Annotated in this window: 23 protein-coding genes; 16 read left to right on the plus strand and 7 right to left on the minus strand. The window is 37.3% G+C overall.

Translation table 11 applies throughout. From position 1 onward, the window contains the following. The first annotated feature begins 35 nt into the window (after positions 1-35). The 3 genes from AS4_RS07255 to AS4_RS07265 all read left to right on the plus strand — a co-directional run bounded on the left by AS4_RS07255 (position 36) and on the right by AS4_RS07265 (position 3,162). Positions 36-1,094 (plus strand): YqaJ viral recombinase family nuclease, encoded by a 1,059-nt coding sequence (locus tag AS4_RS07255; protein ID WP_096733690.1) that lies wholly within the window; start codon positions 36-38, stop codon positions 1,092-1,094. Positions 1,095-1,227: 133 nt separating this feature from the next. Then, entirely contained in the window at positions 1,228-2,157 is a 930-nt protein-coding gene (locus tag AS4_RS07260; RefSeq protein WP_096733691.1) for a recombination directionality factor, read from the plus strand. Positions 2,158-2,340: 183 nt separating this feature from the next. Then, entirely contained in the window at positions 2,341-3,162 is an 822-nt protein-coding gene (locus AS4_RS07265) for a type 1 glutamine amidotransferase domain-containing protein (RefSeq protein WP_227548139.1), read from the plus strand. 101 nt (positions 3,163-3,263) lie between these two features. Here AS4_RS07265 and AS4_RS07270 read toward each other — a convergent pair whose 3' ends face one another. From AS4_RS07270 to AS4_RS07285, 4 genes are read right to left on the minus strand one after another with little or no spacing between them, the layout of a single operon-like run. Beyond that, entirely contained in the window at positions 3,264-4,250 is a 987-nt protein-coding gene (locus tag AS4_RS07270) for an NAD(P)H-quinone oxidoreductase (RefSeq protein WP_096733692.1), read from the minus strand. Positions 4,251-4,287: 37 nt separating this feature from the next. Further along, a complete protein-coding gene (locus AS4_RS07275; protein WP_096733693.1) occupies positions 4,288-5,733 on the minus strand; it encodes a coniferyl aldehyde dehydrogenase in 1,446 nt (481 codons plus the stop codon). Between the two features lie 57 nt (positions 5,734-5,790). Continuing rightward, positions 5,791-7,035: a saccharopine dehydrogenase family protein gene (locus AS4_RS07280; RefSeq protein WP_096733694.1), complete on the minus strand. Its 1,245-nt coding sequence runs from the start codon at positions 7,033-7,035 to the stop codon at positions 5,791-5,793. 36 nt (positions 7,036-7,071) lie between these two features. Continuing rightward, the gene (locus AS4_RS07285) at positions 7,072-7,965 is read right to left on the minus strand and encodes an acetoacetate decarboxylase family protein (protein WP_096733695.1); all 894 of its coding nucleotides are present in this window, start codon (positions 7,963-7,965) and stop codon (positions 7,072-7,074) included. A 356-nt stretch (positions 7,966-8,321) separates the two neighbouring features. On the opposite strand from AS4_RS07285, the gene AS4_RS07290 reads away from it, so the two are divergent. Together AS4_RS07290 and AS4_RS07295 are read left to right on the plus strand one after the other, a co-directional pair. Continuing rightward, positions 8,322-9,152 (plus strand): alpha/beta fold hydrolase, encoded by an 831-nt coding sequence (locus AS4_RS07290; protein ID WP_096733696.1) that lies wholly within the window; start codon positions 8,322-8,324, stop codon positions 9,150-9,152. A 76-nt stretch (positions 9,153-9,228) separates the two neighbouring features. Then, positions 9,229-10,749 (plus strand): catalase, encoded by a 1,521-nt coding sequence (locus AS4_RS07295; RefSeq protein ID WP_096733697.1) that lies wholly within the window; start codon positions 9,229-9,231, stop codon positions 10,747-10,749. A 154-nt stretch (positions 10,750-10,903) separates the two neighbouring features. On the opposite strand, the gene hemB is transcribed toward AS4_RS07295, so the two are convergent. Further along, the gene (hemB, locus tag AS4_RS07300) at positions 10,904-11,875 is read right to left on the minus strand and encodes a porphobilinogen synthase (protein WP_096733698.1); all 972 of its coding nucleotides are present in this window, start codon (positions 11,873-11,875) and stop codon (positions 10,904-10,906) included. A 184-nt stretch (positions 11,876-12,059) separates the two neighbouring features. Here hemB and AS4_RS07305 point away from each other — a divergent pair, with 184 nt between their 5' ends. From AS4_RS07305 to AS4_RS07315, 3 genes are all read left to right on the plus strand, one after another. Beyond that, positions 12,060-13,298, plus strand: coding sequence for an NADH:flavin oxidoreductase/NADH oxidase family protein (locus tag AS4_RS07305; RefSeq protein ID WP_096733699.1), 1,239 nt, complete (start codon positions 12,060-12,062; stop codon positions 13,296-13,298). 17 nt (positions 13,299-13,315) lie between these two features. Beyond that, the gene (locus tag AS4_RS07310; protein ID WP_096733700.1) at positions 13,316-14,383 is read left to right on the plus strand and encodes a saccharopine dehydrogenase family protein; all 1,068 of its coding nucleotides are present in this window, start codon (positions 13,316-13,318) and stop codon (positions 14,381-14,383) included. Between the two features lie 97 nt (positions 14,384-14,480). After that, a complete protein-coding gene (locus AS4_RS07315; RefSeq protein WP_096733701.1) occupies positions 14,481-15,134 on the plus strand; it encodes a hypothetical protein in 654 nt (217 codons plus the stop codon). A gap of 191 nt (positions 15,135-15,325) precedes the next feature. On the opposite strand, the gene AS4_RS07320 is transcribed toward AS4_RS07315, so the two are convergent. Together AS4_RS07320 and AS4_RS07325 are read right to left on the minus strand one after the other, a co-directional pair. Next, positions 15,326-16,369, minus strand: coding sequence for an acetoacetate decarboxylase (locus AS4_RS07320; RefSeq protein ID WP_096733702.1), 1,044 nt, complete (start codon positions 16,367-16,369; stop codon positions 15,326-15,328). Positions 16,370-16,553: 184 nt separating this feature from the next. Next, on the minus strand, positions 16,554-16,967 hold the full coding sequence (locus AS4_RS07325; RefSeq protein ID WP_096733703.1) for a MerR family transcriptional regulator: 414 nt from the start codon (positions 16,965-16,967) through the stop codon (positions 16,554-16,556). A 146-nt stretch (positions 16,968-17,113) separates the two neighbouring features. On the opposite strand from AS4_RS07325, the gene AS4_RS07330 reads away from it, so the two are divergent. The 8 genes from AS4_RS07330 (at position 17,114) to AS4_RS07365 (ending at position 25,651) form a co-directional block, all read left to right on the plus strand. Further along, on the plus strand, positions 17,114-17,806 hold the full coding sequence (locus AS4_RS07330; protein WP_096733704.1) for a type 1 glutamine amidotransferase domain-containing protein: 693 nt from the start codon (positions 17,114-17,116) through the stop codon (positions 17,804-17,806). A 164-nt stretch (positions 17,807-17,970) separates the two neighbouring features. Beyond that, positions 17,971-18,960 carry a phosphotransferase family protein gene (locus AS4_RS07335; protein WP_096733705.1) on the plus strand — a complete coding sequence of 330 codons (990 nt, stop codon included), beginning with the start codon at positions 17,971-17,973 and terminating at the stop codon, positions 18,958-18,960. Then, positions 18,957-19,301, plus strand: coding sequence for a hypothetical protein (locus AS4_RS07340; protein ID WP_096733706.1), 345 nt, complete (start codon positions 18,957-18,959; stop codon positions 19,299-19,301). Before AS4_RS07335 ends, AS4_RS07340 begins: the two co-directional genes overlap by 4 nt. Beyond that, positions 19,294-20,022, plus strand: coding sequence for a histidine phosphatase family protein (locus tag AS4_RS07345; protein WP_096733707.1), 729 nt, complete (start codon positions 19,294-19,296; stop codon positions 20,020-20,022). Before AS4_RS07340 ends, AS4_RS07345 begins: the two co-directional genes overlap by 8 nt. After that, complete coding sequence (locus tag AS4_RS07350; RefSeq protein WP_096733708.1) at positions 20,019-21,179, plus strand: acyl-CoA dehydrogenase family protein; 1,161 nt, start codon at positions 20,019-20,021, stop codon at positions 21,177-21,179. The genes AS4_RS07345 and AS4_RS07350 overlap by 4 nt, the downstream gene beginning before the upstream one ends. Positions 21,180-21,197: 18 nt before the next feature. Further along, a complete protein-coding gene (locus tag AS4_RS07355) occupies positions 21,198-21,965 on the plus strand; it encodes an SDR family NAD(P)-dependent oxidoreductase (RefSeq protein WP_096733709.1) in 768 nt (255 codons plus the stop codon). A 23-nt stretch (positions 21,966-21,988) separates the two neighbouring features. Then, complete coding sequence (locus AS4_RS07360) at positions 21,989-23,872, plus strand: sigma 54-interacting transcriptional regulator (RefSeq protein WP_096733710.1); 1,884 nt, start codon at positions 21,989-21,991, stop codon at positions 23,870-23,872. Positions 23,873-24,016: 144 nt separating this feature from the next. Continuing rightward, positions 24,017-25,651 carry a long-chain-fatty-acid--CoA ligase gene (locus AS4_RS07365; protein WP_096733711.1) on the plus strand — a complete coding sequence of 545 codons (1,635 nt, stop codon included), beginning with the start codon at positions 24,017-24,019 and terminating at the stop codon, positions 25,649-25,651. Positions 25,652-25,665: the final 14 nt, after the last annotated feature.

The following is a 25,665-nucleotide window of genomic DNA, read 5'->3' on the forward strand; positions in this document are numbered from 1 at the left end:
TATGTCTTTCAAACTAGAATTTAGAGGAATACATCATGAGACAAAATATAGCAAATTTACCCCAACCCATCATAGGTCCTGTAATAGGATCAAAAGCTTATTCATTACCTTCAAGACGAAAAAAGCAACCCAAACGCTTAGCTGAAACCAAAAGCATGTCACAAGCCGAATGGCTCAATGTGCGTAAACAAGGCATTGGTAGCAGTGATTGTACCGCAGCCTGTGGGCTGAATCCCTATATGTCGATGCTGGAACTGTGGATGATTAAAACAGGTCGTATCCAACAAGATATAGAAGATGAAAGTGAAGGGCATGCACCCTTATACTGGGGCAAACGCCTAGAGCCTTTGGTGGCTGAATACTACAGTATCCATACCAATTATAAGGTACGTCGAGTCAATGCAGTATTACAACACCCTGAACCTGATAAACACTTTATGTTGGCAAACTTGGATTACTCTGTTGTTGGTGATGCAGATGTACAGATATTGGAATGTAAAACCGCAGGGGAACATGGCGCAAAACTATGGCGGGATGGCGTACCTCTATACGTGTTGTGCCAAGTACAACATCAGTTGGCAGTCACAGGCAAGAAAGCAGCACATATCTGCGTACTGATCTGTGGGCATGAAACCCGTATTTTTAAAGTAACCCGTTCAGAATCAGTGATCCAACATATCATCAATGCTGAACGACACTTTTGGGAGTGTGTGGTAAAAGATACACCACCTGATGCAAATGCATCTGAATCAGCCGCGAAAGCTTTACAAGTACTTTATCCAGAACACGTACCACTCAGCACTACAGACTTATCCGAAGATACACAAGCCAATCAACAATTTGAACAATTGATACAAGCACGCCATCAAATTGAAAAACATCAGGAGCAATTTGATCTACTTAAACACCAACTGCAAGCCAAGATGCAACAGGCAGAACGAGCAATATTTTTAACAGGTTCAGTTACGTGGAAAAAGGTCAAAGACTCAATCAGCTTAGACAGCAAGGCTTTACTCAAACAGCATCCTGAATATCTCAATCAATTTCCACAAAGTAAAACAGGTTCACGGCGCTTTAATATTTATATCGATTAGCCTAAGCAAAATACCTAACCCCTTACAAACCCAAATCCCATACTTCGGTGTATGGGATTTTTTATGCCATTTTATTTTTAACCCAACAACGCAAAACGGTTCCAAACCATACAACAGCATAGAGGACATTAATATGATTAAAGGTTTAGCCATTACACCACATATACTTGGGCGCATCAGTATCGGTAAAGTGGTAGAAAAGAATGGCAAGCGACTGCCCGAAAAAGATGACCAGTTCACCATTACCAGTCAAATTCAAGGCAAGGATGGATGGGTCAAGCATCCGCTTGATGAACAACTGCGAGCCAAAGCACAAAACCAAAAACTCAGAACCATACCAATCCGTATGATCTTCAATGATCCTGAACTCAATCTACGTGCGGAGTACAATTTATTTGACCGTCAAACAGGACGTCCTGTGTGTGTAGGGAATGGTGAGCTCTGTCAACGACTGACCAATCAAGGGATAGAGCAACATCCATGTCCATCGCCTGATCTATGTCCATTGGCACAAGGTGGCAACTGTAAACTTTATGGACGTTTGCATGTGAACTTAGATGAATCTGATGAACTGGGTACATTCATCTTTAGAACGACAGGTTTTAACAGCATTCGGACTTTGGCAGCACGACTGAGCTATTACCATGCAGCATCCAACGGTTTACTTTCATGCCTACCACTACAACTCACCCTACGAGGCAAGTCCACAACACAAAGTTATCGTATCCCTGTGTATTACGTGGATTTAACACTACGTGATGGTGTCAATCTGCAACAAGCGATTCAGATGGCAAAAGACATTGATCAACAAAGTAAAGCTTCAGGATTTAATCAGATGGCTTTAGATCAGATGGCACGGCAAGGGTATGGCAATGCGAGGTTTGAGGTGAATTCGGAGGAGGGATTGGATTTGGTAGAGGAGTTTTATATGGATGAGCTTGTTGAGTATGAACAGGTACAGTCTGAGGCTAAAGCCAAGACTAAGCCTAAATTCAATAAAGGGGATGGCTTTGTGCAGGATGTTCAGAAAGGTTTGCAGGGCAGTGTGAGGGCGGTGAATTGAAGATAAGCTTAGAGAATCGTAAGATTCTCTAAGCTTATGTGTAAGCTAAATTTTTTTTTAAAATAGAAATAGTAAGAATTTAAAAACAGTGCTAAACATATATGATAAGAAAAATAAACACTTGACCTTAAACTTAACTTTAAGCTTATAGTTAAACATGGACAAATACGGAGAAGAAAGATCATGGCTACACTTCAAGCGATGAACGAGCGCGTAATACAAAGTTTATTGGTTGTCATTGCATTATTATTCAGCATGCCTTTTGCTTACGCATCTGAAGCAAATAATAGTAACCCATCAACAACACCTACTAAAGGTAAGATTTTAGTGGTGATGACAAATCATGCGAAATATCCATCACGTGAGGACACAACAGGGCTTTGGGTAACGGAGTTAACTCATTTTTATGATGTTGCACGTCAAGCAGGTTATGAAATGGATTTCATCAGTCCAAAAGGTGGAGTCGTTCCACTCGATGAACGTAGTCAAAAATGGATTTATATGGATAAAGAAGCACATGCGCATTTGGCGGACAAAGCATTTATGTCACGACTGAATCATACGATGAAACCAAGTGATGTAAAGGCATCTGATTATAAAGCGATTTATTTTACAGGTGGTCATGGTGTGATGTGGGATTTTCCAAATAACCCTGAATTAACACTGCTAAGTGAACAAATTTATCGCCAAGGCGGTGTTGTTTCGGCTGTATGTCACGGTGTTGCAGGATTACTTGCATTGAAAGATGAACAAGGTCAGCCATTGATCGCAAATCGTAAAGTCACAGGTTTTTCGAATATTGAAGAGTCTTTATCTGGTATGAAAAAACAAGTGCCTTTTTTTCTTGAGGATAATTTGAAGTCTAAGGGTGCAGACTATAAGCAAGGTTTATTTCCATTTACATCGTATGTGATTGTTGATGATCGAATTATTACTGGTCAAAACCCACAATCACCACGTGAAGTCGGTGAAGAAGTTGTAAAGCGTTTAAACACAATTAAGTAATAGAACGATTTCAAAGTAAAAAAGCTAGGCGTACATTGTCTAGCTTTTTTGTAAGGTAAATTTTAATTTTAGAATGATGTGAAAACTAGATGATTAAAAAATCACTGTTTAAAAATGAGTGCCAACTTACCCACGTGCTGCCCTTGAGTGAGAAACTCATGTGCTTGACGAGCTTCTGCAAAATCAAAAGATTTATACAACAAAGGTTTTAGTTCCCCTTTAGAAATCAATGGCCAAACTTTTTCTTGAAGCGCTGCCATAACTTCCGCTTTAGCCGTAGCAGATTGCGAGCGTAATGTTGCACCTGTATGTGTTAGGCGTTTTGCCAACATTGGGAAAATATTCACATTCTGTGCAAGCCCTTTAAGCACACCAATTTGTAAGATGGTGCCATTCATTGCAGCGACATCATAATTTCGCTGGATATAATCGCCTGCGATAATATCCAAAACAAAGTCAACACCTTGACTATCGGTATGCTTTTTAACCTCTTCAACGAAATCTTGCTCATTGTAATTGATCGCAACATCTGCGCCGATATTCAGACTCGCTTGTTGCTGTGCTGCACTCGAAACAGTCGTAAAAATTTGGGTAGCACCAAATGCACGAGTCAACATGGTGGCTGTTGTCCCAATACCTGAAGTACCGCCATGAATCAGAATTGAGCTATTCGGACGGAATTTGGCATGTTGAAACAAATGCGACCAAACGGTCATGAAGGTTTCTAATAAAATACCACCCTCAATTAAAGTCAGCCCTTTGGGAATAAAGAGCACATTATTCTGATGCGCAACAACATATTCTGCATAACCACCACCTTGAACCAAGGCACACACTTCATCTCCTTCTTTAAATCTTGTGACTGATTTACCGACCTGTTTCACAATTCCTGAGACTTCTAAACCTGGAATATCAGTCACACCAGGAGGAGGTGCATATAAACCTTGACGCTGCATGACATCTGGGCCATTAATTCCCGCAGCAACCACTTCAATCAAAATACCATCATCGGTTAATTCTGGAACGGGTCTTTCACTAATGGTGATCACTTCAGGACCGCCAGCACCGTTAAAAGTAATACATTTCATAAACTGCTTTCCTTATGATTTTGAGCAAAAGCCATGATTAACGTGTCGATTTTTTCTTGCCTAAAGTGATTAAAAGAGCAAAATCCATAAACTTGCCAAAAGGGGCATGTAGTAGACTTGGAAAATTCCAACGACCTTGATCAAAAACGCCTTTTGCATGACTCATTGAACGGAATCCTTCAATACCATGATAAGCCCCCATACCACTTGGACCGACACCACCAAAAGGTAAATCGTCTTGTGCAACATGAATGATTGTATTGTTAATACCAACATTCCCAGATGTTGTACGTCGAAGCAATTTTTTACACTCTGCATCTTTCTCACCAAAATAATACAAGGCAAGTGGACGGTCTCGTTCATTGATATAGCTAATCACTTCATCAATATCACGGTAGGTATGTACGGGTAGAATTGGGCCAAAGATTTCTTCTTTCATAATTGCATCATCATCTTTTGCTCCTACAACAAGTGTTGGAACAAGAGTACGCGTGCGATTCTTTGCCGATTCAGGTTTGATTCCTAGTTCAATGACTCGTGCGCCATTTTGTTTTGCACTATCAAGTAAGCCTTGTAAACGAGCATAATGACGTTCATTGACAATGGAAGTATAGTCATCACAATTTGGTCCGTTTGGATAGAATCGAGAGACGGTCGCATTGTATTCTTCAATAAATGCTTCTAAATCATCTTCATGAACAAGAGCATAATCTGGAGCAACACACGTTTGTCCACCATTGGATAATTTTCCATAGGCAATACTGGTCATGGTTCTCGAATTTACGTGGCCTCGACTTACAATAGCCGGGCTTTTACCACCTAATTCAAGAGTGAGCGGAACTAGGTTATCACTTGCCGCTTTCATAACTTTACGACCTACAGGCGTGCTTCCAGTAAACAATAAATGGTCGAAAGGCAGCGTACTAAATTCTGCACCAACTTCAGGCCCGCCCAAAACAACTGCAACTTCTTCGATTGAGAAGTTCGCTGCAAGCATGCGTGAAATTACTTCACTTGTTCGAGGCGTGAGTTCTGATGGTTTAAGCATTGCTCGGTTACCAGCAGCAATAGCTGTAGCAAGCGGAATAAGTGTAAGAGAAATAGGATAATTCCAAGGAGCCATAACTCCAATAACTCCCTTAGGTTGATATTCTATGTGAGCACTAGCCGAGCGATAGAATAAGCTGACATGACGCTTTTCTGGCTTCATGAAACGTCGTAAATTACGCGTTAAATAATCGATGGACTGGATGATACCAACAAGTTCCATCACATCTGTTTCATGATATGAACGGTGTCCAAAGTCTTCACTTGCAGCAACTTGTAATTCACTACGATATTCAATGACCGCAGCACGAAGCTTTGCGAGATTTGCTTTACGCTGTTCAAGTGTTGGTGGTTCAGCTTTCAAAAAAGCTTTGCGTTGTCGAGAGAGTATCTCTGATAAATCTAATGTGCTGCTTACTTCATTGAGAGTGTTCATCTTAAACCTCATGATTTTTGGGCAGATAAACTGCTATTAATTTGGAATTTGGGATATTTAAACAGCCTCAAAAACTATTCCTGCATGTTTGGATAATCGTTGAATAAATCGATCATCAAACATAGTGGATGGTGTCCAAAAACCACCTTTACGGCCAGTTTTTTGTCCATTTTCAACGTGATCAATTGCAAGACTAAGTACAGCTTGACCTAACATTTTTCCTGTTGAGCCATAACCTGGATCTTGATCACCCGTTACTTTAATTCGTAGGCTTTTACCGTCATTGGTTTTACCTAGAAAACGTAAATCAAAACGTCCAGTAAGTTGCTGTTCAGGTGTTGGTCCTTCACCAGATTTAGGCAAAAGATAATGTTCCATTATTTGGCTAATTGGCTTGTTGACAGCCGCAAGCATAAAAGCCCGTAAACCTGCGACAATACCAATTGCTTTTAAACGGCCTTTAAAACCTTTTCCTGTCAGGATGGCTTCGTTATAAGTAAAGTTGTGCCCATATGCTTTACCAGATAAGGCATTGGAGCGATGGACAACCCTTTCATTGATAGCGGCCATGACAAATGGAGCAATCCATGTGTCGAAATCAGAATCAAATCTTGCTGCTTTTACATAATCTTGCTTTTGAATAAAACTATGGTTTTTAGGACAAATTGAATAAGGATTAATAAGGTCTTTACGTAATGCTGGGTCAGCAGCAACTTCTTGAATAACATTAATTAAACTTGCGACAGTCCCACCAGAAGCATCACCTTTTAAGGTTTTTACACGCATTTTGACTTGAGTGACAGGTTCACCAAAATGTTTAATTGCTTGCTGTTGAAGATAGTAAACGCCCATATCTGATGGAACTGAATCAAAACCGCAGCAATGAACAATACGTGCACCTGATTGTTGAGCTTGAGATTCATATTTCTCTATCATTTTTTTAATCCACTGAGTTTCCCCAGTGAGATCACAGTAATCTGTACCATTGGTTACACATGCTTTGATTAAGGGTTCACCATAGAGTGCATATGGCCCAACCGTAGAAACAATAACGTGTGTTTGGGAACATAAATTATTGAGTTCTATTTCATTTGTGGCATTGGCTATAAGAATCGGTAAAGATTGAGCAGATGGACCAAGAGAATCTTTCACCTCTTGTAATTTCTTTTGAGACCTTCCTGCTATTGCCCAATTTAACTGTTCATTGTGTGTAGAAAAGTATTCCACTAGATATTTTGTGAGAATCTTTCCAACAAAACTTGTTGCACCAAATACAACCAGATCATAATTTGTATTGCTCATTGCTTAACTATCCCAAGCTGGTTAAATAGCTGATTTTTAAAGCTTAGTCGGTAGGTTTAACACTACCTGAGCATCATCAATAACATCGAGGCGAAGAATAGTAGAAGCACCTAACTGATCTAAGAGCTGGCTCACATGGCCTCCATGGCGTGTCACTTTTACCTTTCGCGGAAAGAGTTTTTCACCAAATGAGAGAATGTTGGTTTGAACTAAAGTTTGATGCCATTCTCCATCCACTGAATGCAACATTGTAGTTTTACCCATGCGCGATTCAGATTTAACTTGCCTTAAACGAGGAGTTGCGGTTGTGAGACTTACATCTAATTTGTTGTACGTTGAAAGTGCAGTTTCAACTTTCTTGTTATTAATTTTTACATCAATTTCAGCTAGCCATTTTGGTAATTGATAACCATATACTCCGCGCACTCGGGCAATTTCTGTGTCGACAGGTAAAGCTAATACGTGTGCGTAAAAATGACGTTTACGAATAGAGTTAATCAGCTCTAAGGCATGAGGGCCATGGGCTTTAGGTTTACGAACTACAATAGCTACAGATACTTCATTATATGGATCGTTATCACAAACAGAATAAGTAAAGAAAGTTAGGGCAACTAATCCATAGCCAGGAAAAGCTTCTAATGGTACTAAAGGAGAAGGTAATTTTTTCTTTAAGAGCTTAATTGGAGCAAGCATCAAAACTTGTACATTGCCGCTACGATAATAAAAATTTGGTGCCCAAACAGGACCAACTCTTGATTCAACTAATTTTTTTGGAATACTACGGAAAAAATCTATATTTCCAGCTGCAGGATCTTTTGCAACCTCATTCAGATCAGGATTCATACGAAAGCGATCATAATAGCCATCTTTGGGAACTTTGACTTTTTGTTGACCAAATTCAACTTCAGTAAACTGTTTATTTGTATTCATATTAGTTAACCTTTACATTGATTAAACCACTCAGACAACTTGTATAAGAACAAGGCCATTACGAGGTATGAGATCACTATAAGGTTAAAGTTTGCTTTAATGTCAAGTGGTTTTTTAAGACTTCTGGTTCCGTTAGTACAAAAAAAATTAAATAAATTTATAGTTAAAACTGATATTTACATTTCTAAACAGTTGTTATTAAGAAAAACCTTGACCTTGAAGTTAACTTTAAGGTTACTATGATTTTAAAGCTTTATCAAAGTCATCCTTAATATATTTCTTTTAATAAAGCTTTGAAGAAAATTAAAGCACAACCAATTAATCCAAAGTGTAAACATTACACAGGAGTAACAAAAATGGGATATGTAACTACAAAAGACGGCGTTGAAATTTTTTATAAAGACTGGGGTCCAAAAGATGCTCCTGTTATTTTCTTTCATCATGGTTGGCCTCTAAGCGCAGATGACTGGGACGCTCAAATGCTTTTTTTCCTAAAAGAGGGTTTCCGAGTAATTGCTCATGATCGAAGAGGCCATGGTCGTTCAACTCAAGTCTGGGATGGTCATGATATGGACCATTATGCAGATGACGTTGCTGCTGTGGTTGAGCATTTAGGTGTACAAGGCGCGGTGCATGTAGGGCATTCAACAGGTGGTGGTGAAGTAGCGTATTACGTTGCTCGTTATCCTAATGACCCTGTAGCTAAAGCTGTTTTAATTAGTGCCGTTCCTCCACTCATGGTAAAAACTGAAAGTAATCCAGATGGTTTACCAAAAGAAGTTTTTGATGACCTTCAAAATCAACTTTTTAAAAATCGTTCACAATTTTATCACGATGTACCAGCAGGTCCATTTTATGGATTTAACCGCCCAGGAGCGAAAGTATCAGAGCCTGTGGTGTTAAATTGGTGGCGTCAGGGCATGATGGGTGGAGCAAAAGCTCATTACGACGGAATTGTTGCCTTCTCTCAAACAGATTTTACTGAAGCTCTTAAAAAGATCGAAGTTCCAGTTCTTATCTTACATGGTGAAGATGATCAGGTGGTTCCTTTTGAAATTTCTGGTAAAAAATCTGCGGAACTCGTTAAAAACGGTACTTTGATTAGTTATCCAGGATTCCCTCACGGAATGCCAACTACAGAAGCAGAAACAATTAATAAAGATCTTTTAGCATTTATTAGAAGTTAAGTTTAAAAAAGAGGGCAGCCAAAATTGACTGCCTTTTTTATATTGATTCGATTGATTATTTTTCGGGTGCATATTAATGAATGACGAAACTAAAAAATGTCCTTTTTCCCAACTTACTACTGATTTTGGGGCTCCAGTTGTAGACAACCAGAATAGTATGACGGCAGGTGCAAGAGGCCCTCTACTTGCTCAAGACTTATGGCTAAACGAGAAATTAGCTAACTTTATACGTGAAGTAATTCCAGAACGTCGTATGCATGCAAAAGGTTCAGGTGCATTCGGTACTTTCATTGTGACTCATGATATTACTCAATATACCCGCGCTAAAATATTTAGCGAAATTGGTAAAAAAACCGAAATGTTTGCTCGATTTACCACAGTAGCTGGTGAACGTGGAGCTGCAGATGCAGAACGTGATATTCGCGGTTTTGCTTTAAAGTTTTATACAGAGGAAGGTAACTGGGACATGGTGGGGAATAATACACCTGTGTTCTTCTTACGTGATCCACGTAAATTTCCAGATTTAAATAAAGCAGTAAAACGCGATCCTAAAACTAACTTGCGTAGCGCAACAAATAACTGGGATTTCTGGACTTTATTACCTGAAGCTTTACATCAGGTCACTATTGTCATGTCTGATCGAGGTATTCCTGCTTCTTACCGCCATATGCACGGTTTTAGTAGCCATACCTATAGTTTAATCAATAGTGCGAATGAACGTTTCTGGGTGAAATTTCATTTCCGGACCCAACAGGGAATTAAAAATTTAACAGATGCTGAAGCTGGTGAATTAGTGGGGCATGATCGTGAAAGTCATCAACGTGATTTATTCGATGCGATTGAACGAAAAGATTTCCCTAAGTGGACTTTGTATGTACAGGTAATGCCTGAGCAAGATGCTGAAAAGGTTCCATATCATCCATTTGATTTAACAAAAGTCTGGCCTCATGGAGATTATCCATTAATTGAAGTGGGTGAGTTTGAGCTGAACCTGAACCCTGAAAATTTCTTCTTAGATGTTGAACAATCTGCTTTTGCACCAAGTAATCTGGTTCCTGGCATTAGCGCTTCACCAGACCGCATGTTGCAAGCACGTTTATTTAACTATGCTGATGCTCAGCGTTATCGTTTAGGTGTGAATTATCAGCAAATACCTGTAAATGCAGCGCGTTGTCCAGTTCATAGTAATCACCGTGACGGTCAAGGACGCATTGATGCCAATTATGGTGGTCTTCCACATTACGAGCCAAATAGTTTTGGACAATGGCAAGAGCAGCCTCAGCACAAAGAACCACCGTTAAAAATCAGTGGGGATGCTGATTTTTGGAACTATCGTGAAGATGACAACGATTATTTCAGTCAACCTCGTGCTTTGTTTGAACTTATGATTCCTGAACAACAACAGGCTTTATTTGATAATACTGCACGTGCAATGGGCGATGCTCTTGATTTCATTAAATATCGTCACATTCGTAACTGTTATGCATGCCATCCAGCTTATGGTGAAGGTGTCGCTAAGGCTCTTGGTCTGACAGTTGAAAATGCTCAATCAGCTAGAGAGACTGATCCTGCGCGTGGTTTACCTAGCTTTCTCTAAGGTCTAAAATATTCAAAAAGATAGCTTTTATAAAATATAGTGCACGTTACTTTATAAAATTAACTTTTAAATGAATAATATAGTTTTAATTTGAAGGTATATAGGGAAAACGGGAGGTAAGACCCATTATCCCTATACTTAATTTATATATTCACTAATCTATTTTTTTATCATTTATCCATTCAGCATATTGCTTTGCATAATAGCTAACAATCATTGTTGCCCCAGCACGTTTAAATCCGATTAAAGTCTCATATACAGTTTGTATTTCATCTAAAGCACCTGCCAAAGCAGCAAATTTAATTGAGGCGTATTCACCTCCAACTTGATAAACTGCAAGGGGGCGATTTGTTCTATTACGTAATTTACTTAAAATGTCTAGGTAAGGTGTCCCAGGTTTAACCATTAAAATATCTGCACCTTCTTGCTCATCATAATCTCCTTCGGTTAATGCTTGATATGCATTATGAAAGTCAGCTTGATAAGTTTTTCTATCACCTTTTAACTGAGAATCAACAGCGGAACGGAAAGGGCCATAGAAAGCAGAGGAGAATTTTATAGTATGCGCTAATATACCAACGTGTTGGAAACCTGCATCATCTAATCCTTTTCGAATAGCAAGAACTTGGCCATCCATCATAGTGGATGGTGCTAAAATATCAGCACCAGCTTTTGCAGCAGTAACTGCTTGTTTTTTTAAATTTTCTAGTGTTTTATCATTATCGACTGTTTCATTGCACACTACACCACAATGCCCATGAGAAGTGTATTCACAAAAACATATATCTGGAATCACAATCATATCCGGACATGTTGTTTTAATGATTTTAATCATGCGACTAAGTAAACCGTTTTCACACCACGTATCTGTACCTTCTTCATCTTTATTATGTGAAATACCAAAAGGCATAACAGCTCGTATTCCTAATTGATAAAGTTCTTTTATTTCTTCACCTAATTCTGTTTCAGAAAAACGATAGAGACCAGGTAAAGTTTTTATTTCTTGCCTTTTGGTTAAATTTTCTTCTACAAAGATGGGGTAAATTAATTCATTTAAATGGATGTTTGTTTCTTTAACCAAATTTCTAACATTTGTATTTACCCGTAATCTTCTTAAATTCATCATAATGATCTTACTTAATAAAAACAGTTCCTAAAGTTTAAAGAATTAAAATTAATTAAATATTAAATTATGTAAATTCAGCTGTTTATTTATTAATTTCCAGAATAATTATTTTTTATAAAAAAAATGTTGACATTAAAGTAGGCTTTAATCTTAAAGTGTATCCATTATGAATGAGGTTAAAAAAATGAAAGTATTTGAAAAACTGATTTTCCCTAATGGCTCACGTATTCCGAATCGTATTGCAAAAGCTGCTATGGAAGAAAATATGGCAGATATTAACCATGCACCATCAGAAGAACTTATGCGTTTATATCAGGCATGGGCGGATGGTGGTGTCGGGTTGATCATCACTGGTAATGTGATGGTTGATCGCCGCGCTATGACTGGACCGGGCGGAGTGGTGCTAGAGGATGAAAAATCTTTGAGCATTTTCAAACGTTGGGCACAGATCGGACGTTCCAAAGGAGCACAGGTTTGGTTGCAGATCAACCATCCTGGGCGTCAAATGCAGTCAAATTTAGGGCAGCAAACTTGGGCACCTTCCGCAATTGCTTTAGATTTAGGAAAAATGTCAAACCGTTTTAATACGCCAATAGAAATGACAGAAGACATGATTCAAGAGGTGATTAGACGTTTTGCGAATACAGCACTTTTAGGTGAAAAGGCAGGATTTACTGGTGTAGAAATTCATGCTGCACATGGGTATCTATTGAGCCAGTTCCTTTCACCTTTAAGTAATAAGCGTCAAGATCGTTGGGGAGGTTCATTAGAGAACCGAGCCCGAATTTTAATTGAAATTGTTAAGGCTGTAAGGTCGGTAGTTTCTGCAAAATTTGCAGTTGCAATTAAACTAAATTCAGCTGATTTTCAGCGTGGAGGTTTTAGTGCGGAAGACGCGCAACAAGTCGTTCTAATGTTAAATGAATATTCTGTTGACATGGTTGAACTTTCTGGTGGTAGCTATGAAGCCCCAGCCATGCAGGGGCAAGCACGTGATGGTCGTACTCTAGCTCGTGAAGCTTATTTCTTAGAATTTGCGCAAGAAATTCGTAAAGTTGCAAAAATGCCAGTGATGGTTACAGGTGGTATTCGTCGTAAACAAGTGGCAGAGCAAGTAGTTGAAAGTGGTGTTGATATGGTAGGTATTGCTACTGCTTTAGCAATTAATCCTAATTTACCAAGTGAATGGAAAAATGGAGCAAACTCAGCTCCTCAATTAAAACCAATTCAATGGAAAAATAAGACATTAGCTTCTCTCGCTAATATGGCGACAGTTAAATACCAATTACGTAAGCTTAGTCTTGGCAAAACACCAAAACCAGAAATTTCACCTTTATGGGCACTTATTTTACAACAGGCAGCAATGGCACGTCGTACTCGCCAATATAAAGACCAAATGCGTAAATACTCATTTGTATCTTAAATCTGAAGGAGTTGATTATGATAAATGTAAATGATTCAAGCTGGATGATTTATGGTGCAAATGGCTATACAGGAGAACTTATTGCTCGCAAAGCAGTACGACAAGGACTAAAGCCAATATTGGCAGGTCGTAATCGTGCGAAAGTAGAAGCCCTTGCTAGGGAGCTTGGGCTAGAGTTTAAAACATTTGGCTTAGATAATACGGTGCAAGTGAGTGAGCAACTCAAAGGCTTAAAGCTTGTGATGCATTGTGCCGGCCCTTTTTCGGCGACTTCAAAACCAATGATGGAAGCATGCTTAAAAGCTGGCTCACATTATTTAGACATTACTGGAGAAATTGCAGTATTCGAATTGGCACAATCTTTAAATGAGCAAGCGCAGGACGCAAATGTGGTTCTGTGTCCAGGCGTTGGCTTTGATGTCATTCCAACCGATTGTGTGGCAGCAAAATTAAAAGAAAAATTACCCGATGCAACCCATCTTGCTTTGGGCTTTGATTCTAAGTCTGGTTTTTCTCCAGGTACTGCAAAAACCAGTACTGAGGGTATGGCAGAAGGCGGAAAAATTCGTAAAGATGGTAAGATTACCAAAGTTGCATTGGCCCATCATGTTCGTAAAATTAATTTTGGTGATGGTGAGAAACAAGCGATGAGTATTCCTTGGGGGGATGTTTCCACTGCATTTTATACCACAGGAATTCCTAATATTGAGGTCTTTGTTCCTGCTCCCCCTAAAATGATCTGCGGTGCAAAAATATTAAACCTTATACGTCCTATATTGAAGTTAGAATTTATACAAGATGTGATAAAAAATCGCATTTCAAAATCTGTTGTTGGACCTGATGAGCAGGTAAGAGCAAATATGCCGACTTATGTATGGGGTGAGGCGAGAAATTCACAAGGGCAGATTAAAACTATTCGTATCCAGACAGATAATACTTATAGTTTAACTATTAATGGCTCTTTAATCGTTATTCAATATCTATTAGAAAATAATGTTCAGGGTGGAGCATATACACCTTCAAAGTTAATGGGTGCTGATCTGGTCACTAAAATTCCAGGCTCTAGTCAATTCAGTATTACTTAATTTTATTCAATACAGTATGTTAATCCAGTGTTTGGTAGCACTGGATTAATTTTTATTGCCACAATGAATGTTACTTCAGTATTTGTTTGAGATAAATATGAGATTATTACTTTTAAAAATAGCCTTAGTGACTTTGTTTATATCCTCAACTATCAAGGTTCAAGCAGGGTTAACCATCCCTATGGGATTCACAGCATCCGATTCAGTACATACATTCCCAGAAACTTTAAGAAGAGACTTTTGGGTGCAATTAGGAATTAAAGCTGAGGCCAAGGGCACTGCTACACCAATTGATGAACCGAATATTGGGGGAAACCCAACTAAGTTTAATTATCCAATAACCAGTATTGTGATTGGTTCCAAGATGAAAATTATACTCGGGAGAGCCAAAGGTACAGTGATGGTGTATTCACGTATTGGAGAGGATGGAAACCAGAAGAGTTTGACGTTATCTAATTTTTCAATTGATTATATTCATAATTATGTATTAGCTGATGCAACGTATGGTAAAGATAAGAGAAATTTACAATTACCGGTTTTTACATTTAATGTCGAACAACCTTTGAAATTTCATTATCAACTCCCAATTGGTTTTAAAAGTGATGAGAAACTTGATAATTTATATTTAACCCCACAAGCAAAAATCGTCTACCAAGAAGCATTAGCTTTACCAGATGCAGCTATACCTTTACTAGAGTTAGATTTTGGTACATTAACTCAAAAATCATCTTCAAAGCTTAGGTTTAAATAATATAATTTAAAAATGAAAATCAATTTATTGTTCTGACATAATATATACACATATACAGAGTAAATAGAATTTTAAATTTTGTTTAATAAGATTTTTAAGGCACAATGGTAAATGTATTAATTTTTAGAATATATAAGATAAATAATAAAAGCCCTTTTTTCCAACGACTAGAAGAAAGGGCTATTTAAAAATTATTTTTTAGTTGTAGATTTATCTAATGATGGATATGGGACAGGCATATTCAATGCTAATTGAGCATCTTTTACTACATCAAAGCGTAGAACCTTATTAGCTCCCAACTCATCAAGCAATTTACTAAGTGGACCCCCATTTTTTACAAGTTGGACATTCTTAGGAAATAGCTTTTGTCCAAATGCAAGTGTGTTAGATTCAACAGAAGTACTGTGCCATTTACCATCTACAAGCTGATACATGGTTTTTGTTTCAATATGTGATTGTGGTTTTACATTTTTAATTTCTGGTAAGGGTGCGTTTAAACTTAAGTCTGGCTTGCCATCAGTATTAAAAATGCTAGCTTGAACATTTTTAACACCAATTTTCACATCGATAGGTGTTAACCATTTTGGTAGTTGATAACCATATACACCACGGACACGAGCAATTTCGGTATCTACAGGTAAAGCTAATACATGGCCATAATATTTATGGTTACGCATTGAGCTTAATAATTCAGTGGTATTGAAATGATGAGCACCCGGTTGACGCACTACTATAGCAAGTGATACTTCATCGTATGGGTCAACATCACCAACAGCATAAGAGAAGAATGTCAATGAAACCAAGCCGTATCCAGGGAAGGGCTGTAATGGTTCAAGTGGAGCAGGAAGTTTAGCTTTCAATTTAGAAATTGGAGCTAGCATCAAGAGTTGTACACTGCTAGTACGATAGTAGAAATTAGGCGACCAAACTTTTCCAACTCGAGTCTCTACCAATTTTTTAGGAATGGTACGAAAGTAATCAATATTTCCAGCTGCAGGATCTTTTGCAACTTCGTCTAGATTCGGGTTCATACGAAAACGATCGTAATAGCCGCCTTTTGGAACATTCACTTTATATGGTCCAAACTCTACAACAGTTGTTTCCTGTGAAGTACTTGAATTTGATGGTTGTTGTACAGAACTTGAGTTAGTTTCGACTGCTTGAGCTGAAAAACTCAATAATAAACTTACGGATAATGCAGTAACTGTTCGAGGTAGATTAAGCTTGCTGAACATTGATATGTTCCTCCTATAGGCCATGCATTAATGCTAAGATTAAAGTAAGGTTTAAGGTCAAGCTTTTTTTAACAATAAATTAACTGAATTTAGAATCTAAATTAAAAATACTCAAAAAGAGTTTAAATAACTAGTTCTTTATGAGCTGAAATTAATGAAAATAGAAATTAAGTTTTTCCGGACTTTAAACATTTTCATTTGTATAGTAAAGGTTTAGTAAACGTTCAGCATTTTCTTCACAAGTAATTTCGTCAGGCTTATTATTAATAGCATTCAGCATTGATGTTAGATTTTGCTTACTGACAAATAGTTTTCTTTCAAAATCCTCTATCTCACGAATTTTGTTTTCAATAATATTTGTAAGTTCATCATGATCCCAACTCACCACATTGGATGGTAAGAAAGCTTTAATTTCATTTAGAGTAAAACCTACTTGCTGTGCTTGCTGAATTAAGATTAATTGCTTTAAATCATTTTCACTATATTCTCTATAACCATTGGCTTTACGTTTTGCTTTTGGCAATAGTTTAATTTGTTCATAATAACGGATAGTTGGCGTACTTAGACCACTACGTTTAGAAAGTTCACTAATATTCATGGTTACTGTTTTCCTCTTGACATTAAAGCAAACTTTAAGCTTATAGTAGTTAAAAAGCAAGATCTAGAGCTAAAACTTAATAGTTCAGTATTTATCTCTAGATTAAAAACAAATGGACGAATTAATTTGAAAAATAGGGAATGAAAATGACAAAACGAATTCTACACATTGTGACAAATGTAGATAAATATGAAAATATCAATCGCCTTACAGGTTTATGGTTGGGTGAACTTACACATGCTTATGATCAATTTGAAAAAAAGTCTTATATACAAGATATAGTAAGCCCAAAAGGTGGGAGGTCTCCACTTGAACCAAAAGCTTTGGGGCGATTGGTTGCCGATGAATCAGTAATGAAAAGAAAAAATGATTCCACATTTATGGCCTTATTGGAAAATACAAGAAAACCTTCAGATATCAATTGGCAAGATTACGATGTGATTTATTACACAGGTGGACATGGTGTAATGTGGGATTTTTTAAATAACTTGGAATTGCAAGAAATCACTAAGAATATCTATGAGAAAGGAGGAATTGTTTCAAGTGTTTGCCATGGATATTGTGGTCTTCTAAATGTGTATTTATCCAATGGTAAACGTCTTATTGAGGGGAAAAATTTAACTGGCTTTGCTTGGTGTGAAGAGGTACTAGCGGGAGTTGCAAAGAAAGTACCATACAATGCTGAAGAGTTGGCTAAAGAATATGGTGCAAACTATATGAAAAAATGGCTTCCGTTTGCTCCATACGTAGTGAGAGATGAAAATTTAATTACTGGTCAGAATCCTTTTTCGGCACGTGTAACAGCGCTTTCTATTATTGAGGCACTTGAAGACAAATAATAAATATTTTCATAACAAGTTTATATTTATTTCTTTTTACTAAATTTCAAATATGAAATAAGTTTCATATTTGAAATGGTATTTAATTTTTAAGTGTTTGAATTTAAATAAAAAAATAATGGCATGTAATTTGCTCCCATGAAAATAGTTACAAGGAGTGAATAATGAATGCTAATCATATACTGCAATTGAGCGGAATATTGCAGGAGAGTCTAGGGCTAATACCTAATGAAATTCAGTTAAGAAAGATGAGTGGTGGAGCTATCCAAGAGAATTGGTTAGTTCAATCTGAAGATTTTGCTTTAGTACTGAGAAAAAATGCCGAATCTAGTGTAGAAGCTAGTTCAGATCGGGAGCAGGAATTTTTACTTTTAGATCGGTTATATCACTTTGGCATTAAAGTACCAGAACCACTTTATTTCGAGAAGTCACCTAACTTTTTAAATAGTGATTTCTTCATTATGAAAAAAATTGATGGCGTAACAGAAGGCCATAAATTAGTTCGAATTACAGAAGAAGAAAAATGTAAAAAGATTACTCAAGACATTGGCAAGCAACTTGCCTTAATTCACGCCATTCAATCAGACGACATATTAGAAAAATTGTTGCCTAAACCAGATAAAGATCAATATTTAGAAAAAAAGCTTACAGGTTTTTTAGAGCAACTGGATCAATTAAAAAGACAGCGTCCAATCCTTGAGTACGCTATTCAATGGATGTTTAACAACGTTCCAAAAGTTGATGATTTGGTCTTAGTCCATGGTGATTACCGCATTGGTAACATCATGATTAATGATGATCAAATTTCAGGAATTTTAGATTGGGAATTTACTCAATGGGGTGATCGAAGAGAAGACCTAGGATGGTTTACCTCTAAATGCTGGCGTTTTGGTCAAGATGAAAATATAGCGGGGGGAATAGGTTCATATAAGGACTTTGCGAATGCTTATGCTGAGATTTCCGATATTTATATCCCTGAATTTGAAATGAAGTTTTGGCATGTACTGTCTCATGTTCGATGGGCAATTATTGCGATGCAGCAGTCTGACCGAAACAACGAGATGGATACTCCATCGCTCGAATTAGCCCTAACGGAATTTTTAGTTCCCCGCCTTGAAAAAAATATCCTGGAAATATTGGGAGAAAAAGAATGAGCGAGCATAAAATAATTGACCTGATTAAAGCCAGCCAAGCCGTCATTAAGAATGAGCTTTTACCGCAATCGGGCAGTCAGAAATATAACTTGTTAATGCTCATGAGAAGCTTGGAAATTTTGCAGGCTTATATTTTGCAAAAGGATATTTCTACATTGCATCGTTCAGGCATTGTGCAAGATTATTTTTCTTTTCCAATCAAAGATGTTGATGAGGCAATTCAATTGTTTATTAGCGATATTCGTGAAGGTAAACAATCGGATCAAACATTTGAGATATTAAAATCACTTAATTCGGAAGAGTTAAAAATTACTGAACCAAAGGCAGCTCAACATGGATAAATATCGGTTACGAATTTATTTGGTTCGGCATGGACACGTTTCATATTTTGATGCAGATAAGAACCCGATTAATCCTAAGTTTGCGCAGTTATCAGACCGAGGAATAGAGCAAATACAACAATTGGCTCATCAACTACAAAATGTTAATTTTGCAAAAATTTACTCATCTACCATGTCTCGTTCGATTCAAACAGCCGAAATTTTGAAGCGCTATCAAAACGAGCATACACACATTCAATCATTCGATGATATTCGAGAAATAAGAGCGGGACGTTTAAGAGAAATTTCGTTGGATCATGCTGAGCTGGAAATCAAAAAGGCCTATCAGTTCCATAAAAATAATCTTGAATTATTTGTACAAGGCGAAAGTTGGTCGCTTTTTATTGCTCGTGTACTGACATGGTTTGAAAACATGATTTTAACAGCAGACAAAGACCAGAACATCCTGATTTCTTCACACGATATTGTAAATCGAATACTCATTAATTGGGTATATGGACATGACTTTAAAGATGTCTATTCGCAGGAACAAGATTATGGCTGCTTAAATATTCTTGATCTAACGATTGAAAATCAAAAGGTAATAAGCAAACGAATCAAGCTTCAAAATTTCACCCCGTACAATATGATTAAAAATGAGCTATTTAATAGCGCTATGGATGATGTGTATGAAACTTATATCGCGACTCAAGGCTTTAAATTAAAGGAGCTCAACTCATGATCACACTATCTAATGAATTATTAGAGCTACAACAGAAAGTTAGAGAATTTATTCAACAAGAGGTGATTCCATTAGAAAGTGATCCTCGTCAAGATAGTCATGGCCCAAGTGAAGCTTTACGCCAAGAATTGGTGAGTCGTGTGCGTCGTTGGGGGCTGCTAACTCCCCATGCAAGTCAAGAAATGGGAGGGCTTGGATGGTCGCATCTGCAAAAGGCTGTAGCTTTCGAAGAAGCAGGATATTCTGCTTTAGGTCCAATCGCTTTAAATATTCATGCACCAGATGAAGGAAATATTCATCTTTTAGATGCTGTCGCAAACGATGCGCAAAAACAAAGATGGTTAAGAAAATTGGTAGCTGGAGAAATTAGATCGTGCTTTGCCATGACGGAACCGGCACCGGGTGTTGGCTCGGATCCATCCATGCTTCAAACAACAGCAATTGAAGATGGCGATGACTATATTATTAATGGGCGTAAATGGTTAATTACAGGAGCCGATGGAGCGAGTGTTGCGATTATTATGGCAAAAATGGAAGATGGCTCCGCTTCAATGTTTCTAACAGACACCAATGTTGAAGGCTTTACATTAGAAAAAAATATGAATGCTATGGACTCATGCTTTTCAGGTGGACACGGCATTTTACGCTTTGAAAACTTACGTATACCTAAAGAAAATGTGTTGGGTGAAATTGGTAAAGGCTTTAAATATGCTCAAGTTCGTCTTGCACCAGCACGTTTAACACATTGTATGAGATGGTTGGGGCAAGCAAGGAGAGCACATGATATTGCTACTCAATATGCACGAGAACGCCAATCTTTTGGTAAGAGATTAGGAGATCATCAAGGCGTAGGTTTTATGCTTGCCGATAATGAAATGGATATTTTAACAACTCGATTAGCTGTTCACTATTGTGCGCAGGTTTTAGATTTGAGTGAGAAAGGAAACTACGAGTCAAGCCTAGTCAAAGTGATCAGCTCTGAAGGTATCTGGCGTGTGGTGGACCGATCAGTTCAGATTTTAGGTGGACAGGCAATGACAGATGAATCAGTAGTCTGCAAGATTTTTAAAGATGCACGTGGTTTCAGAATTTATGATGGCGCAAATGAAGTTCACCGTATGAGCATTGCCAAGAAACTATTAGGGAAGCAGGCATAATAAAACAGGGATAAGAGAATGAATATTTTTGATGTAAAAGATAAATATATTGTAATTACGGGTGCTTCAAGTGGTTTAGGGCATCATATAGCTGAATTATTTGCAAAAGAAGGCGCCAATATCGTTATTTGTGCCAGACGGTTAGCGCGATTGAAGGAATTAGAATCGCATATAAAAAATGAATTTGGAGTGAAAGTTTATACCTTTGCATTAGATATAAATGACCGTTCCGCTGTGAAAGATATGCTTAGTTCTTTAGAAGCTGAAGGAGTCACAGTAGATGTTCTAATTAATAATGCTGGTGTGAGTGATACCAAGCGTTTCTTAGACTATAACGATGAAGATTGGGATAAGATTGTCGATACTAACCTTAAAGCACCTTGGCAATGTGCACAAGAAGTTGTGCAACATATGGTTAAGGCTTGTCGTAAAGGATCGATCATCAATATCACGTCAATTCTGTCTCAGTCTACAAACCTTGGCGTTAGTCCATACTGTGCATCAAAGGCTGGATTACGCCATTTAACAGAAGTTATGGCAGTAGAGTTGGCTAGATTTGGTATAAATGTAAATGCCATCGCGCCAGGCTATATGGTTACTGAAATTAATGAAGAATATTTAACTGGCGAATTGGGCCAACAGCTTTTAAAGAAAATTCCAACAAGGAAGTTTGTAGAATTTGATGACTTAAATGGACCTTTACTGTTACTTGCTTCGCAAGCAGGTCAAGGCATAACAGGTATCGAAATTAAAGTCGATGGCGGTCATAGCGCTGCGCCTATATAAAACGTTTTTTAATGGAGTAAAAAATGCTTAATCGAAAACCAATTAATATTTTGGTCACCTATATTAAAAAACCTAATATTAATGGTTTTCGTTCTTTGGTTGAGCACGCGATTAGTGAAGTAGAGTCGAACGAAATTGATTTGGTGGAATGCCATATTTCAGATGTACAAGATGTTGCTCAAAGCTTAGTAGAAAATGGCTGTCAGATTCTTCTATGTACGGGAGCAACCGCAAGTTTTCTACAAAAGAAATTAAACATTGATATTCAGGTCATTCGAACTGGTACTTTTGATGTCATTCAGGCCATATCAAACTTAAAACAATATAAGCGCATTGCTTTGGTTGGGAATACATCTACGGTCGATCTTGAGAACTACTCAGATATTTTTGCTTTAGATATACAACAGTTTAACTATGATTCATATTTAGATGCTAAAAAAACAATTCATTTAATTAAAAATCAAGGTTTTGATGCCATTATTGGCTCGCCTGTTGCAGTAGAGCTAGCACTGAATGAAAATCTAGTCGGACATTTGGCGATTAGTGTGCCGTCTTTAAAAGATCTTCTGCAAAATGCCTTACGTACGCTTGAAAAAATTCGCAGAGAACAATATTCAACCTTACGTTTAACCGAGATATTTAATCACTTAAATGAAGGCATTTGTTTTATTACAAAGCAAAAAAAGATTTCTTTAATTAATAATTCAATGAGTTCGTTACTTGAAAAAGACTCTTCAGATGTTTTAAACAAATCAGCACTCGAAATTTTTGAAGGATTAAACTTCGATATCGATCAAGAAAACAGTCATCAGCTCGTTCAATTTAAAAATTTAAAACTTGCTGTATATATTTCCAAACTAAAAAATGACTATATAGATGGCTATATCTTAAGAGTGCAGGAACTAAATGCATTAGAGCAGTCTAATAGTCAGTTTAGAAAGGTTTCATCAAAGAATTTTAATACAAGATATACCTTTGACCAGATTTTGACGAAAAACGCTAATTTTCAACAAATCATCAAGTTATCCAAAGCATATGCAAAAACCGATAGTACCATTCTCATTACTGGTGAAAGTGGTACAGGTAAAGAAGTTTTAGCACAAAGTATTCATAATCATAGCAGCCGTTATAAAGCACCATTTGTTGCAATCAACTGTGCGTCTTTTCCAGAAAGCTTGTTAGAAAGCGAGTTATTTGGTTATGAAGAAGGTGCCTTTACTGGGGCTAAGAAAAATGGGCGTATTGGCCTCATTGAAGCTGCTCATACGGGTACGCTTTTTTTAGATGAAATTGGAGATATGCCATTACATCTACAAACTAGATTTTTACGAGTCTTACAAGAAAGACAAATTAACCGCTTAGGCTCAGTGGTGAGTCATCATTTAGATATACGCGTGATTGCTGCAACTCATGCGAACTTAGAAGAGTTAGTACGAAATGGAACTTTTCGGGCAGATCTCTACTATCGTTTAAATATTTTAAGAGTGTATACACCCTCTTTAAATGAACGAAAAGAAGATATCTTATATTTAGCAAATTCCTTTCTAGAGAAATATAGAAAAACACTGGAGGATTTGCCGAGTATTTTACAGAAGGCTTTTTTACACTATTCTTGGCCGGGCAATATACGCGAACTTGAAAATATTGTTGAAAGAATCAATGTGCTATTACAGCTTGATCATGAAATTTTAACTCCAGAATTTTTAAAGCAACAGTTACCCGAGCTATTTCAATCTCAAAGTCACCACGCTGCGCAACCTTTATTAAAAGAAGTAAAAGTTAATCAAGAGTTGAGTTTGATTGAACGGACACTTGCAGAAGTAGATGGTGATTTAGACCTTGCTGCGCAAAAACTTGGGATTAGTCGAACGACTTTATGGCGTAGAATGAAACTCATAAATAATTAATTTCAAAATTGAAATTTTTTCAAAAAAGAAAAATAATAAAATCACGTAAGTTTTTGAAAATAATAATTAAAATATCTGGCATCATAGTTGCATTGACTCATATAAGCATCTGAATCAGTTGCTAAATTGTGTGAGGAAATAAGAATGACGAATGGATTAATGATGCATTGTAATTTAAACATTACTTCAATAATGCAGCATGCTTTGACAGTTTACGCAGATCAAGAAATTGTGACTTTGAAAGCAGATGGGATAACTAAACATCGATATACATATAAAGATGCTTTTGAACGTGTAGCTCAGTTTGCCAATGCGCTAGACCGATTAAATATAAGTTCTGATGCTAAAGTCGGAACGATGGCATGGAACTCATATCAGCATTTTGAATTGCACTATGCCATTCCATGTACGGGAAGAATTTACCATACAATTAATCCTAAATTGGCGCCTGAACAACTCATTCAAATTATCAATTCTGCTCAAGATGAAGTACTCATTATTGAACCAGATTGTTTGGCATTAGTTGATTCTATTTATGACAATATAAAGCCAGTCATAAAACATTTTATTGTGCTTGGTGATCCCAATAAAAATTTAAAAGCACAATTTGATTTTGTCTTTTATGAGGAAATCATTGCTCCAGAGCAATCTTATTATGATTGGCCAGATATCCCTGAAGAATGTGCAAGTGGTCTTTGCTATACATCAGGTACTACTGGTGATCCTAAAGGTGTTCTTTACTCCCATCGTAGTACCGTATTGCATGCATTAATACTCGCTATGCCAAATGCGATTGGCTTAACGCATGATAGCTGCATTATGCCTTTGGTTCCGCTTTATCATATTAGCGCGTGGGGAGTGCCATTTAATGCGGTTTTATCGGGGGCAAAAATCGTTTGGCCTCACTCATTTGCAGGTCAAACCGAGAAAATTTTTAATCTGATCCAATCAGAACACGTCGATATTTCTATGGCTGTTCCGACCATCTGGAATGCTTTTAAAAATTATCTTGAAGATCACCATATTTCATCAGTCAGTTTAAAACGGGCGATATCTGGTGGTTCTGCTGCGCCATATTCGCTGATTGAGTCTTTGAGCCATTATGGAATTTCTGTTGAAAATGCTTGGGGAATGACTGAAACCAGTTCAATGGCGGTCTGTAATCGATTAGATCAAATCAAAAATAATATCGAAACCCAATCGATTAAATGTGGCAAACCTATCTTTGGTATTCAAATGAGATTGCGTGATGAAAATCATCAATTGCTTCCTCACGATGGGATGCATGAAGGCATTCTAGAAGTACGCGGTCATACAATTGCCAAGCAATATATCAATCAACCCAAAGCATTAGAAGAAGAGGACAAATGGTTCGATACGGGAGATATCGCGTGCATAGATAAATATGGATATATGCATATTACAGACCGTGCCAAAGATATGATCAAGTCAGGAGGAGAGTGGGTCAGTAGTGTTGAAGTTGAAAATGCAGCGATGGGATATGAAAAAGTTGCAGAAGCCGCCGTTATTGCTGCCAATCATCCGAAATGGGGAGAACGCCCACTTTTAATTTTGGTGCCAAAATCTCCACAAGAAACAATTGAACATTCTGAAATTGTCGTTTTTCTATCATCCAAATTACATAAATGGGCCATTCCGTCAGCAACCATATTGGTTGAAGAAATACCGCATACGCCCACTGGAAAAATCAGTAAAAAAATATTGAGAGAACGTTATCACGACTATTTCACCAATAGTGCTTTTGCTGAATGTAAATAATCATCTACATAAAA

It is taken from the genome of Acinetobacter guillouiae (genome assembly GCF_002370525.2).
Lineage (GTDB): Bacteria > Pseudomonadota > Gammaproteobacteria > Pseudomonadales > Moraxellaceae > Acinetobacter > Acinetobacter guillouiae.